This is a genomic window from Mesorhizobium sp. ESP-6-2 (genome assembly GCF_020164675.1).
Classification (GTDB): domain Bacteria; phylum Pseudomonadota; class Alphaproteobacteria; order Rhizobiales; family Rhizobiaceae; genus Mesorhizobium.
Genome location: NZ_JAIUGT010000006.1, coordinates 325,345 through 339,187 on the forward strand (window position 1 = coordinate 325,345; position 13,843 = coordinate 339,187).

The window sequence follows — 13,843 nt, forward strand, 5'->3', positions numbered from 1 at the left end:
TGATTCGGGTCTAATCTACCCCCAGATGAATCTGACATCAAACGCGATTTGACAAAATCGAATCAAGTGGACTCAAGCCGCGACTCAGGCGCCGATTTTCGCGCGTTTCGGTGCGTGGAAATACCCGAGCCGTGCAAGCCGGTCATCTCGGCCGGGGCTGTTTCGGTCGCGCCCACCAAGGGGCCGGATGTCGCTGGAGGATGTCAAAGAGCGGCTGACGCCGCCCTTTTTCGTGGTTTCCCTCAGAGCTGCCGCGCTTCGGGCAGCCGGTGTCACCGGCCCTCGAAGCCGGTCAGCACGCCGACGGCATTGATGCCGATTTCCTCGACGGCGTAGCCGCCTTCCATGACGAACAGCGTCGGCAGGCCGAGCCTGGCGATGCGGCGGCCGATCATGGGATAGTCCGACGACTTGAGCTTGAACTGGCTGATCGGATCCTTCTCGAACGTGTCGACGCCGAGCGAGACGATGACGATGTCTGGCGCGTAGGCGGCGAGCCTGGCGCAGGCGTCTTCCAGCGAGGCGCTCCAGGCGTCCCAGCCGGTGCCGAACGGCATGGGATAGTTGATGTTGAAACCTTCGCCCGCGCCGGCGCCACGCTCATCGGCATGGCCGAGGAAGAACGGATATTCGACCATCGGGTCGCCGTGCAGGTTGAGGACCTGCACGTCGGCGCGGTCGTAGAAAATCTCCTGTGTGCCGTTGCCGTGATGATAGTCGACATCGAGGATCGAGATGCGGCTGGCCCCCTGGTCGCGGAACCATTGCGCGGCAACGGCCGCGTTGTTGATGTAGCAATAGCCGCCCATGAAGCCGGCTCCGGCATGGTGGCCGGGCGGACGGCAGAGCGCGAAGGCAGACCTTTCGCCGGCCTTGACCAGGCCGGCTGCCGTCAGCGCGACGTCGTAGGACGATTTGATCGCGGCCCATGTGCCTTCGACGAAGGTGGCGCCGCCGTCGAAGGAATAATAGCCGAGCAGGGCGTCGACTCGCTTGGGCGGCACGTCGCCGCGCAGGCCGCGCGTCGGCCAGGTGAAGGGCATGGCTGTGCCTGTGTGGCCCTCGGCGATCCATTGCGGCCAGACCGTCGGCAGGAAATCGACGTAGTCGGCCCTGTGGATGCGCTTGGCGGCGGCAAGATCATGCTCGGCCGGCGCGATGATTGGTCCGAGATTCTCGCTCTCGACCCGCGCCTTGATGAATTCGGCTCGCGAGGGCTTTTCGAACCCCGGCACGATCGCCGATGTGACCAGTTCCATCTGGCCGGCATGGCCGGCATGAAGCGGCGAATAGACAGTCTTCATGAAATTCCTCTCGAATGCGAAATCAGTCAAGGTTGAGATAGGGGGTCACCAGAGCGAGCCACATGCTTTCGACATCGTCCTCGATAAGGTCGTATGTCCGGCGATCCTTTTTCAGGCCGACAAGACGGCAAGCGTGCCCGACCTCCATCATCAGCAGGCCGAGCCGGCTGGCGACCTTGTCTTCGAGAGCCGGGTTCACGTGCCGCAGCCATGCCGCGTAGAGTGCGACGATCTGGTCGTCATACTCGTTCTGGATCGGTCTCAGGTCGGCGTTACCTGAAATCGCCTCGATCACCGGCATCAGGCTGGCATTGTCGAGATAAAGCCTGGAAGTGTCCGTGAAAAGCTTGCGTACCTCCCGCCGAAACTCCTCGCGGTTGGTGGGCGGGTCGACCCTGATGCGTCTCGCGATCACTTCGGGAAAGGATGACAACCAGCGCCGGGCGAGGTCCAGGAGAATGGCTTCCTTGTTGGGGAAGTATTGGTAGACCGAACCGACGGACAAGCCCGCGCGCTGCGCTATGGCGAGCGTCGTCGGCGTCCTGGTTCCTTGCTCGCGTGTCAAGGTCAGCGCCGCGTCGAGAATCCGGTCTACCACCTTGCTCGACCGTTGTTGCCGCGGCTGCTTGCGCGGTTCGAGCGCTATCCTGGTTTTGCGATCAAGACTGCGCTTCACGGCTTGACGTCCTCGTTCCCCGGGTCCCAACATTGGGGCGGGGTGTTGTCCACAATACATTGCAAATTCCGCATGTTGACAAACGCGAATGATTAGTCGCATTCTTTTATCCACGCTGCCTTGGGGATAACAAGGGGAATTTCGAAGACAGCGCACCGGCATCATCTTTTCCTAGCGCCCCTCCCGCGGAGCGGCAGCTCGTGGGCAGTGGTTGTCGGTCTCAGTCAAAAGCGCGGAGTCGCGATGTCTGTCACGGGTGCGGGTCACAAGGCGGATCTGATCGTCATCAATGGTCGTGTGTTGACCATGGACGATGACAACCCGGCCGCCGACGCCGTTGCCGTCAAGAACGGCGCCATCGTCGCCCTCGGCAGCCGTGCCTCCATCGAAGAGTTCAAGGGCCCGGCCACCAGGGTCATCGACGCCAGGGGCGGTTCGGTGCTCCCGGGTTTCATCGAAGCCCACATGCATCTGTTTTCAGGCGCGGCCGAGCTTGCCCATCTCCAGTTGTCGGGCGTCCACGGTTTTGAGGCGCTGCAAAGGGCGATCCGCGACTACGCATCGACGCACCCCGATGCCAAGATGCTGGTGGGACAGGGCGTCGACTACACCGTGCTCGATGACGAGCGAGTGATGCGCCATCATCTCGATGCGATCCTGCCGGACCGGCCCTTCGTCATGGCCGCGCCCGATCACCATACGATGTGGGCCAACACCAGGGCGCTGGACATGGCAGGCATCCTGAGTGGGCGCACGCTTGGCCCGGGCAACGAGATTGTCATGGGTGACGACGGCCTGGCCAATGGCGAACTGCGCGAGGGCGAGGCTTTCGGCCCGGTGCTCGATCTTGCCGGGGAGGGCCGGGTGCGGCTCGGGCTGGCGACGGGCGGCGAGCCGGACCCGATGCCGTCAGCGGAAGAACGCGCCGCCGACCGCGACATCATGCGGCGCGGGCTCGCCTGGTGCGCGCGCCACGGCATCACCTCGATCCAGAACATGGACGGCAATCTTTACCAGCTCGAACTGCTGGCCGAGATCGAGGCCGAGGAGGGGCTGCCCTGCCGGGTGCAGATACCCTTCCACTACAAGAATTTCATGAAGCTCGACATGCTCGACAAGGCGTCCGCGATGGCTGAACGCTACAACAGCGAATGGCTGTCGTCAGGCATGGTCAAGGTCTTCTACGACGGCGTGCTCGATTCCTGGACGGCTGTCATGATCGAGCCCTATGCCGATCGTCCCGACTGGGTCGGCGAGCCGCTGTTCACGCCGCAGCAGTTCATCGATCTGGCCATTGCCATCGACCGGCGCGGGTTGCAGATCGCCGTGCACTCGATCGGCGATGGCGCCGTGCGCGCCGTGCTCGACGGCTACGAGGCGGCGCAAAAGGCCAATGGCAAGCGCGACAGCCGGCATCGTGTCGAACATATAGAGGTCATCGCCGCATCTGATGTGCCGCGTTTCGCCGAACTCGGCGTCATCGCCTCGATGCAGCCGCCCCATCCGCCCGGCGCCATGGATTTTCCGCTGGAGCCGACCGTGTCGCGCATCGGGCCGACGCGCTGGCCGCTGAGCTATGCCTGGCGCACCCTGAAGAATGCCGGCGCGCATGTCGTCTTCGCGTCGGACTGGCCGGTGTCGCCGATCGATCCGATCCTGGGCATCCAGGCGGCAGTGATGCGCAAACCATGGGCATCAAGCGATCCGGACCAGAGCTTCTCGCTGCGTGAATCGCTTGCCGCCTACACGGTCGAGGGCGCCTATGCCGAATTCGCCGAGCACCGCAAGGGCACGCTGAAGCCAGGCTATATGGCCGATCTTGTGGTTTTGTCGGCCGACATCGAAAAAACGGCGCCGGCCGACCTGCACAAGGTGCGCCCGGTAACGACGATCTGCGGCGGCAAAGTCACCTACCAGGCCTGACATGGCATGCGGCTTGCCTGCTGAAATGGCGGACTGAAATGACCGACTGAACTGTGATTCAATGCCGGACTTGCCAACCCTCCGGCCGTGTGGTCACATCCAACTGGGGAAAAGCTCCGCCAGCAAGAGCGGGGTCAACAGTGAGGCGTAATCGTGCCGGACAAACCGGATCGGAATGCGATTGAAGTAGTAAACGTCAGCAAAATTTTCGGATCGGGTGAGGGGCAGGTCGCTGCCCTCGACACAGTCTCGGTATCCATCCGCGAGAACGAGTTCTTCACACTGCTGGGACCATCCGGCTGCGGCAAGACCACCTTGCTGCGGCTGATCGCCGGCTTCGACTTTCCAACCGCCGGTGAAATCCTGCTCTACGGCCAGGACATCGCGCCATTGCCGCCCTTCAAGCGACCGGTCAACACCGTCTTCCAGTCCTATGCGCTGTTCCCTCACATGACGGTGGCCGACAATATCGGCTTCGGCCTGGAGATGCTGGGCAAGCCAAAGGCGCAGATCAAGGCGCGCGTTGCCGAGATGCTGAAGCTGGTCAAGATGGAGGCGCTGGCGGGCCGGCGCACCGGCCAGATTTCCGGCGGCCAGCAGCAGCGCGTGGCGCTGGCCCGGGCGCTCGCGCCGCAACCGAAGGTGCTGCTGCTCGACGAGCCGCTCTCGGCGCTCGACTACAAGCTGCGCAAGGAGATGCAGATCGAGTTGAAACGGCTGCAGCACGAGACCGGAATCACCTTCATCTTCGTCACCCATGACCAGGAAGAGGCGCTGACGATGTCGGACCGCATCGCGGTGATGTCGTCGGGCAAGATCCTGCAAGTCGGCTCGCCCTGGGATATCTACGACAAGCCTGCCGAACGCTTCGTCGCCGACTTCATCGGCGAGACCAACTTTCTCACCGCGGCCATATCGGGCACCGGCAACGGCAAGGCGCGCGCGACGCTCAAATCCGGCACCACCATCGAGGCGACCGTCGCCGAAGGCTTCCAGCCGAAGGACAACGCCACCGTGGTGGTGAGGCCGGAGCATGCCAAGCTGACCAAGAGCAAGGGCGACCTGTCGGGCACGGTCGACAACATCGTCTATTTCGGCACCGACACGCACATCCATGTCCGCCTCGACAGCGGCGAGGCCTTCACCGTGCGCCAGCAGAACACGCGCAGCGCCGGCTGCGGTTTCGAGCGCGGCGACAAGGTCGGCATCCTGATCGGCAACGACGCCGCGCAAGTGCTGAGGGACTGATGGCCACCGCCGAAGAAGTCGCCAAGGCAGCGGAGCGGCGCGACGTCCGCGACCGCTGGCTTTTGTCAGCGCCGGCGCTGCTGGTCATTTTTCTCGCCGCGACCGGCCCGTTGCTGATCGTGCTCGTCTATTCGTTCCTGACGCCCGGCGCCTATGGCGACGTGAAGTGGCAATTTTCGCCGGAAGCCTGGGTGTCGGTGTTCATGGGACGCGACATTTTCGACGACACGCTGTCGCTCGCGGCCGCCCACGTCACCATTTTCCTGCGCTCGATCAAGCTCGCGGTGGTGACGACGCTGGCGACTTTGGCGCTCGGCTTCCCGACCGCCTATTTCATGGCGACGCGCAGCGAGAAGACCAGGGATCTCTGGCTGTTCCTGATCACCATTCCGTTCTGGACCAACCTTCTGATCCGTACCTTCGCCGTGCTGCAGATCATCCGCAACGAAGGCATCGTCAATACCATTCTTCTAAAGCTCGGCATCGTCTCGGCGCCGGTCCAGATCCTCTACACCGACACGGCGATCCTGATCGGCATGGCCTATGTCTACCTGCCGCTGATGGTGCTGCCGATCTATGCCAGCATGGAAAAACTCGATTTCCGGCTGGTCGAGGCTGGCTACGATCTCTACGCGACGCGCTTCAAGGTGCTGCGCAAGATCATTTTCCCGCTGGTCAAACCCGGGGTCATCGCCGGCTCCATCCTGGTCTTCATTCCGGCCCTTGGCGCCTATGTGACGCCGAGCGTGCTTGGCGGCGGCAAGAACATGATGCTGTCCAACCTGATCGAATTGCAGTTCGGACAGGGCCGCAACTGGCCGCTTGGCTCGGCGCTGTCGATCACGGTCATGATCATCGTCATGGTGGCGCTGCTGGCCTATGTGCGCAACGCCGGCAAGTCGGGGGTGCGTCATGGCTAGCAATTTCTCGATCAAGCACCAGCCGGGCTTCACCGCGATCGCGGCGACCTGTTTCGTCGTGCTCTATCTGCCGATCATCGTGCTGGTCATCTACGCGTTCAACGCGGCGAGCTCGACCTCGGAATGGGGCGGGTTTTCGCTCAAATGGTTCCAGTCGGCCTGGCAGAACACGCAGGTCATCGATGCGACGCTGCGTTCCTTCCAGATCGGCGCCATAGCGGCGGCCCTTGCCACCATCTTCGCCACCATGGCCGCGCTCGCCACCACGCGCACACCGCCCTATCCCGGGCTGACCTTCAAATACGCGGCCATCAACCAGCCGCTGATGGTGCCCGAAATCGTCACCGGTGTGGCGCTGCTGATCTTCTTCTCGCGCATCAAGATCTTCACCGGCTATTCCGGCCTTGGCTACCTGATCGCCGCACATACGGCGTTCTGCATCCCGTTTGCCTACCTGCCGATCCGGGCGCGGCTGGAGAATATGGACCTGACGCTGGAACGCGCCGCCGCCGACCTCTATGCGACGCCGTGGAAGACCTTCCGCCGCATCACGCTGCCGCTTTTGTGGCCCGGCATCCTCGCTGGCCTGATGCTGGCTTTCGTCATCTCGCTCGATGACGTCGTCATCACCGAATTCGTCAAGTCGGGCGGCCAGGACACGCTGCCCACCTACATGCTCGGCCAGATCCGCCGTGGCATCACACCCGAGATCAACGCGATATCGACCGCCTTCCTGCTGCTTTCGGTCGCGATCGTCACGTTGTTTTTCTTTGTCAGCAGGAAACGAGACTGAAACCGATAATGGGAGCTAAAACGATGAACTGGAAGACAACGGCGTCCGCCATGGGGTTGGCGTTGCTCGCTTCGACGGGCCTTGCCCGCGCCGACGGCGTGCTCAACATCTACAATTGGGGCAACTACACCAGCCCCGACGTGATCAAGAAGTTCGAAGCCAAATACAACGTCAAGGTGACCATCACCGACTACGATTCCAACGATACCGCGCTTGCCAAGGTGCGCCAGGGCGGGACCGGTTTTGACATTGCCGTGCCTTCGCAGACCTATGTACCGATCTGGATCAAGGAAGGCCTCGTTCAGGAAACCGATCCGGGCAAGATGGAGAACTTCAAGAACGTGGCGCCGGAATGGGCCAATCCCGACTTCGATCCGGGCCGCAAATACACGGTTCCGTGGGCCTGGGGCACGATCGGCGTCGTCGTCAACACCGACGCCTACAAGGGCCCGGCCAACACGTGGGGCATCATCTTCAACACCCCGGACGAGCTGAAGGGCAAGGTCAACGTCGTTCCGGAGATGGGCGACGTAATGTTCGCCGCGATCAAATATGTCGGGGGCCAGCAGTGCACCGACGACAAGGCGGTCCTGAAGAAGGTGCGCGACCTCCTGGTGGCGGCGAAGCCGAACTGGATCGCGATGGAATACAATACCATCGAGAAGATGGGCGCCGGCGACTTCAAGGCAACCAGCGACTGGAACGGCTCGGCTTTGCGCCAGCGCCTCGCCAACCCGGCCATTCACTACAATTATCCGAAGGAAGGCTTTGGCCTGTGGAGCGACAACGTCGTCGTCCTGAAAGAGGCCAAGAACGTCGAGAACGCCAAGCTGTTCCAGAACTTCATCATGGATCCGGAAAACGCGGCCGGCCTCTCGGCCTTCCACCGTTACGCCAATGCCATCGCCGGTTCGGACAAGTATATGCCTGCCGACATGAAGGACGCGCCGGAAGTCGTCATTCCGGCCGACGCCAAGCCGCTTGGCGAACTGCAGCAGATGTGCGCACCAGAGACGCAGGAACTTTACACCAAGATCTGGACCGAACTGCAGAAGTAATCGCTGCGTGACGGACCCGGCGGCACATGCTGCCGGGTCTTTTCCGTTTCCGGGAATGGCTTTCATGGACTCCTATCGCAACAGCGATCTGCGGCCGCCGATCATGCAGGGCTCGCCGCCCGCCAAGGTGCCACCAAGGCTCGACTGGGACAGGCCGCCCTGGAACCGCTGGGCCTTCCAGCACATCAGGGAAATTCTGCCGACCGTCGAAGTCTGGCGCGGCAGCGGCCATCGTCACCGCCTCGAACGCGCCGAGGTCGATCTCGACGGTCTGCCGGTCGAGGACAGCACGGGACGGAAGACGACGCTCGCGGGCCTCCTCGACGAGACCTATACGGATGGTTTCCTGGTGCTCAAGGACGGCAAGATCGCCTATGAGCGCTACTTCAACGGCATGGACGAGCGCACGCTGCATCTGTCGCAGTCCATGGCCAAGTCGGTCACCGGCTCGGTGTTCGGCATACTGGCCGGGCGCGGGCTGGTCGATCCGGCAAAACCGGTCACCGACTACCTGCCGGAGCTGAAGGCAACCGGATGGGCCGGCGCCAACGTCCAGCACGTGCTCGACATGACGAGCGGGGTGCGTTTTTCCGAAGAGTACACCGATCGCTATTCCGATATAGGCCAGGTCGATGTCGCCACCGGCTGGAAGCCAGTGCCGCCGGGGAGCGATCCGGACTTTCGCTGGCCCACGCACATGTTCGAGCTGATCCTGGGCTTGAAGGACGTTGTCCGGCCACATGGGGCGGCATTCGAGTACCGCTCGGTCGAGACCGATGTGCTGGCCTTCATCATGGAGCGCGTCACCGGCAAGCGGCTGGCGCAGTTGGTTTCGGAAGAACTCTGGCAAAAGCTCGGCGCCGATGAAAGCGCCTGCTTCACCGTCGACAGCGCCGGCTACGCGCTGGCCGATGGCGGCTTCAACGCGACTCTGCGCGATTATGCCCGCTTCGGCCAGCTGATCCTCGACAATGGCGGCGGCGTGATACCGGCCGACTGGATCGAGGCGACGCGCAGCGGCAGCCACGGGCCGGGCTTCAGTCCGAGCCTGCCGGAGGGCAGCTACCGCAACCAGTTCTGGATCGAGGATCCGCATTCGCAGGCGCTGATGTGCCGGGGCGTGTTCGGGCAGATGATCCACATCGACTGGGATACGCGGATGGTCGTGGTCAAGCTTTCGAGCTGGCCGGATTTCAGCAATGTCGCCTACTCCATGGCGACGCTGAAGGCCGTGCATGCCATCGCCGCCGCGCTGAGCTGAACCCCCAAGAAACGACCCGGAAGGAAATGCCATGACCGGCAAGACGACGTTCGAGGGCAAATACGGCTTCCGCCGCAACCAGGTGCTGCTCGCCAATTGGCGCGAGAACCCGTTCAACCGATGGTCGTTCCAGAACGTCGGCGAGCTGGTGCCGAGCGCGCGCGTCGCCGCCCTGCCGGTCAACGAGGCGCCGGCGGAGGATTTCGGCGGATTGCTCAATGAAAAGGTCGTGCTGGCGAGCACGCCGGAAACCGTCGCGGCTTTTCTCAGCCGCTCGCACACGGACGCGCTGACCGTCATGAAAGGCGGCAGGATCGTCGGCGACTGGTTTGCGCCGCATATGGATTTCGGCGCCCGCCACATCATCTTTTCGATCAGCAAGTCGGTGACGGCGATCGTCGCCGGCATATTGGAAGGCGAGGGCGTGTTCGATCCGGAAGCGCCGGTGACCGCCTACATGCCGGAAGCCGGCGATTCGGCCTATGGGGAGGCTACCGTGCGGCATGTGCTCGATATGAGTGTCAGCCTCGATTTCGAAGAAGCCTATCTCGATCCCGAAAGCGCCTTTGCTCGTTACCGTCGGGCCACCTTGTGGAACCCCGGCGGCGGCACGGAAAGCCTGCGTGAATTCCTCCTGACCCTGCAGCGCCTCGCCGAGCCGCATGGCCAGACCTTCCGCTACCGGTCGCCCAATTCCGACCTGCTTGGCCTGCTGCTCGAACGGGCGTCCGGCCAGCGCTTCGCCGACCTGATGCGCGAGAAACTGTGGCTGCCGCTGGGTGCTGCCGGCGAAGCTTCGGTGGCGGTCGACATGGAGGGCACGGCGCGCACCGCCGGCGGCATCTCGGTGACGCCGCGCGATCTGGCGCGCGTCGGCGAGATGATGCGGCAAGGAGGCACTGCGAATGGCCGCCGCATCGTGCCAGAGGTCTGGGTGCGCGACACCACGGTAACCGGCGGCAGCTCTGAAGCATGGCAGCGCGGTGCCATGCTGCCGCTGTTTCCCAAGGGCCGCTACCGCAACAAATGGTACCAGACAGGACATGAGAACGGCGCCTATTGCGGCATCGGCATCCATGGCCAGTGGCTCTATGTCGATCCTCGAAGGGAAGTGGTGATCGCCAAGATGTCGTCGCAGCCCGAGCCGGTCGACGATCCGCTCGATCTCGAGATCGTCGCGTTCTTCGAAGCGCTGAGCCGGATGGTCTGAGCGGCCGCAACATCGGTGCGCACTTTCCTGTGGACCTCTGTCGCCGGCGAAAACGTCACGGTTGGCGGACCGGATATCTGCGCCTATGGTCGCCGCTCTTTTCGAGAAGAGCAGGAACGGCATGGCATCCGACATCAAGCGCATCGCAGCCATTATCGCGACCGAGATCACAGCGCGGCCCGAACAGGCTGCCGCTGCCATCGGGCTGCTCGATGAAGGCGCGACCGTGCCGTTCGTGGCGCGCTACCGCAAGGAGGTGACAGGCGGGCTCGACGACACGCAACTGCGCCTGCTGTCGGAGCGTCTTGCCTATCTGCGCGAACTAGACGCCCGGCGCGACACAATCCTTGGCTCCATCCGGGAGCAGGGCAAGCTCACCGACGAGCTCGAAACCAAGATCGCCGCCGCCGTCACCAAGGCCGAGCTGGAAGACATCTACCTGCCCTACAAGCCCAAGCGCCGCACCAAGGCGGAGATCGCCCGGGAGCGTGGGCTGGGACCACTGGCGGAAGCCATCCTGGCCGACCGCTCGCTGGTGCCGGCGGAACTCGCACTGGCCTATCTGACCGAGGACGTGGCGGACGCCAAGGCGGCACTTGAGGGCGCGCGCGACATCCTGTCGGAACAGTTCGCCGAGAATGCCGATCTGGTCGGCAAGCTGCGCGCCTACATGAAGGAGCACGCTTTCATGCGCGCCAGGGTGGTCGACGGTAAGCAGGAGACGGGTGCGAAATTCTCCGACTATTTCGACCATGTCGAGCGCTGGGCCACCGTGCCGAGCCACCGCGCGCTGGCGATGCTGCGCGGCCGCAACGAGGAGGTGCTGTCGCTCGATATCGAGGTCGATGCGGACGACTCGTCGCCGGTGAAGCCGGTAGAGCGGATGATCGCCAATGCCTACGCGATCGGCGGCAGCCTGCCGGGCGACCGCTGGCTGATGGAGGTTGCGGGCTGGACCTGGCGCATAAAACTGTCGCTGCACCTGACGCTTGACCTGATGCGCGACCTGCGCGAACGGGCCGAGGAAGAGGCGATCCACGTCTTCGCCCGCAATTTGAAGGATCTGCTGCTCGCCGCCCCCGCCGGGTCGCGGCCGACGATGGGGCTCGACCCTGGCATCCGCACCGGCGTCAAGGTCGCGGTGGTCGACGGCACCGGCAAGCTGGTGGCGACGACAACGGTCTATCCGTTCCCGCCCAGGAACGATGTGCGTGGCACGCAGGCGGAGCTGACCAAGCTCGTTCGCCTGCACAAGGTCGAGCTGATCTCGATCGGCAACGGCACCGGCAGCCGCGAAACGGAAAAGCTGGTCGCCGACATGCTGTCCGACATGCCTTCCGACGGCGGGCCGAAGCCGCTCAAGGTGATCGTCAGCGAGGCCGGCGCTTCGGTCTATTCGGCTTCGGCGACGGCGGCGGCCGAATTCCTCGGCCTCGACGTGTCATTGCGCGGTGCTGTGTCGATCGCGCGCCGCCTGCAGGATCCGCTGGCCGAACTGGTCAAGATCGAACCGAAATCGATCGGCGTCGGCCAGTACCAGCACGATGTCGACCAGTACCGGCTTGGCCGCTCGCTGGAGGCGGTGGTCGAGGACGCCGTCAACGCGGTTGGCGTCGATCTCAACACGGCTTCGGCGCCGCTTCTGGCGCGGGTTTCAGGGCTCGGGGCGTCGCTCGCAGACGCCATCGTCGCGCATCGCGATGCCACCGGCCCGTTCGCCAGCCGCAAGGATTTGCTCAAGGTCTCCCGCCTCGGGCCGCGTGCGTTCGAGCAATGCGCCGGCTTCCTGCGCATCCCGAACGGCTCCGAGCCGCTCGACGCCTCGGCCGTGCATCCGGAAGCCTACGGCGTGGCCAAAAAGATCGTCGCCGCCTGCGGGCGCGATGTGCGTTCGCTGATGGGCGACAGTGCGGCGCTGAAGGCGCTCGATCCGCGCGTTTTCGTGGACGAGCGGTTCGGCCTGCCGACGGTGCGCGACATTTTGGCCGAGCTGGAAAAGCCCGGCCGCGATCCGCGCCCCGGCTTCAAGACGGCAACCTTCGCCGATGGCATCGACGACATCAAGGATCTGAAGCCCGGCATGCTGCTGGAAGGCACCGTCACCAATGTCGCCGCCTTCGGCGCCTTCGTCGACATCGGCGTTCACCAGGACGGGCTGGTGCACGTTTCGCAACTGGCCGACCGTTTCATCAAGGACGCGCATGAGGTGGTCAAGGCCGGCGACGTGGTCAAGGTGCGGGTCGTCGACGTCGACATCAAGCGCAAGCGCATCGCGCTTTCCATGCGCAGGGATGGCAGCGAGGGCGGCGCATCGCGCGGCCCGCGCGACAATGGCGGCGGCAAGCCGGCGCCACGCTCGCCCGCGCCGCAGCGCCAGCCGGAGCGGCCGACACAGCAAGGTGCGTTCGGCGCGGCGTTGGCGGATGCGTTGAAGCGGAAGTAGCTACCACGCCAGAACAGCCGGGTCCTTTTCAACCTGGCTCGTCAGCCAATCTCGAAAACTCGCGACCGGCGGATGGCCGCGCTTGTCGTGAGGGACGACGAGATAATAGGCGCTGCGGCTGTGCATAGGCTGGCCGGGCGCGAGCACCAGCTGGCCGCGCTGCAACTCGCCTGAGATGAGGATTTGCGGCAGCAGAGCCACGCCCAGACCCGCCATGCAGGCCTGGGCGGCGGTGCCGAACTGTTCGAACTGCATACCCGGTCCGGTCGGCGGGCTCAGGCCCTGATGCTCAAACCATTCTGTCCAGGCGCCAGGCCGCGTCGCCATGTGCAGCAGCGGCAGACGGCCGATGTCGGCCGGCGTGGCGATGGAACGCTCGGCGAGGAATTCGGGCGACACCACCGGGGCCACCACCTCCCGCACCAGCAGCGTCGAGTCTGCCTCGGGCCAGTCCGGCAGACCATAATGGATGGCGGCGTCCAGCCGCTCTCTGGCGAAGTCGAAGCGGCCGACGCGGGTGACGAAGTTGATGGTGATGTCGGGATTGTTGTCGACGAAGTCTGGGATCATCGGCATCAGCCAGCGCGTGCCGAAGGTCGGCAGGATTGCGAGGTTCAGGATGCCGCTATGCCGATTGCTCATCAATCCAAGCGCTGCGTCGCGCAATTGGCCAAGCGCCGAACGCACCGCTTCTGCGTAGGTTTCGCCCGCCGCCGACAACCGGACATTGCGGCTGTCGCGCTCGAACAGCCGGCGGCCGAACTGGTCCTCAAGGAGCCTGATCTGCCGACTAACGGCGCCCTGGGTCAAATCCAGCTCCTGGGCTGCGGCGGTGAAACTGCCAAGCCGGGCCACCGCCTCGAAGGCGGCAAGCGCGCTGATGTTGGGCAAAAGGCGGCGTTGAACACTCATGATCCATTCCTAACGCTCATTGATCGGTGAAGCAATTTCGTTTGATTTTTTCAGGCTGTGGGCCGATAAGCCGGGCTTCACCCCGTTTTTGAGGA

11 protein-coding genes are annotated in these 13,843 nt (G+C 63.8%); 8 read left to right on the forward strand and 3 right to left on the reverse strand.

Translation table 11 applies throughout. The features are described 5' to 3' along the window. Nucleotides 1-272: 272 nt before the first annotated feature. Nucleotides 273-1,304, reverse strand: a complete 1,032-nt coding sequence (locus LB532_RS18545; protein ID WP_140641548.1) for a histone deacetylase family protein — start codon at nt 1,302-1,304, stop codon at nt 273-275. 22 nt (nt 1,305-1,326) lie between these two features. Continuing rightward, nucleotides 1,327-1,980, reverse strand: a complete 654-nt coding sequence (locus tag LB532_RS18550; RefSeq protein ID WP_140549684.1) for a TetR/AcrR family transcriptional regulator — start codon at nt 1,978-1,980, stop codon at nt 1,327-1,329. Nucleotides 1,981-2,223: 243 nt separating this feature from the next. On the opposite strand from LB532_RS18550, the gene LB532_RS18555 reads away from it, so the two are divergent. The 8 genes from LB532_RS18555 (at nt 2,224) to LB532_RS18590 (ending at nt 12,836) form a co-directional block, all read left to right on the forward strand. Then, complete coding sequence (locus tag LB532_RS18555; protein ID WP_140641546.1) at nt 2,224-3,903, forward strand: amidohydrolase; 1,680 nt, start codon at nt 2,224-2,226, stop codon at nt 3,901-3,903. 153 nt (nt 3,904-4,056) lie between these two features. Continuing rightward, nucleotides 4,057-5,151 (forward strand): ABC transporter ATP-binding protein, encoded by a 1,095-nt coding sequence (locus tag LB532_RS18560; protein ID WP_140641544.1) that lies wholly within the window; start codon nt 4,057-4,059, stop codon nt 5,149-5,151. After that, a complete protein-coding gene (locus LB532_RS18565; RefSeq protein WP_140641542.1) occupies nt 5,151-6,071 on the forward strand; it encodes an ABC transporter permease in 921 nt (306 codons plus the stop codon). Before LB532_RS18560 ends, LB532_RS18565 begins: the two co-directional genes overlap by 1 nt. After that, complete coding sequence (locus tag LB532_RS18570) at nt 6,064-6,864, forward strand: ABC transporter permease (protein WP_140641540.1); 801 nt, start codon at nt 6,064-6,066, stop codon at nt 6,862-6,864. Before LB532_RS18565 ends, LB532_RS18570 begins: the two co-directional genes overlap by 8 nt. Nucleotides 6,865-6,887: 23 nt before the next feature. Continuing rightward, nucleotides 6,888-7,922, forward strand: coding sequence for an extracellular solute-binding protein (locus LB532_RS18575; protein WP_140641538.1), 1,035 nt, complete (start codon nt 6,888-6,890; stop codon nt 7,920-7,922). Between the two features lie 64 nt (nt 7,923-7,986). Next, nucleotides 7,987-9,183 carry a serine hydrolase domain-containing protein gene (locus tag LB532_RS18580; RefSeq protein ID WP_140641536.1) on the forward strand — a complete coding sequence of 399 codons (1,197 nt, stop codon included), beginning with the start codon at nt 7,987-7,989 and terminating at the stop codon, nt 9,181-9,183. Nucleotides 9,184-9,214: 31 nt separating this feature from the next. After that, nucleotides 9,215-10,393 carry a serine hydrolase domain-containing protein gene (locus LB532_RS18585; protein WP_140641534.1) on the forward strand — a complete coding sequence of 393 codons (1,179 nt, stop codon included), beginning with the start codon at nt 9,215-9,217 and terminating at the stop codon, nt 10,391-10,393. A 121-nt stretch (nt 10,394-10,514) separates the two neighbouring features. Next, nucleotides 10,515-12,836 (forward strand): Tex family protein, encoded by a 2,322-nt coding sequence (locus LB532_RS18590; protein ID WP_140641754.1) that lies wholly within the window; start codon nt 10,515-10,517, stop codon nt 12,834-12,836. On the opposite strand, the gene LB532_RS18595 is transcribed toward LB532_RS18590, so the two are convergent. Next, on the reverse strand, nt 12,837-13,748 hold the full coding sequence (locus LB532_RS18595) for a LysR family transcriptional regulator (RefSeq protein ID WP_140641532.1): 912 nt from the start codon (nt 13,746-13,748) through the stop codon (nt 12,837-12,839). Between the last annotated feature and the right edge of the window lie 95 nt (nt 13,749-13,843).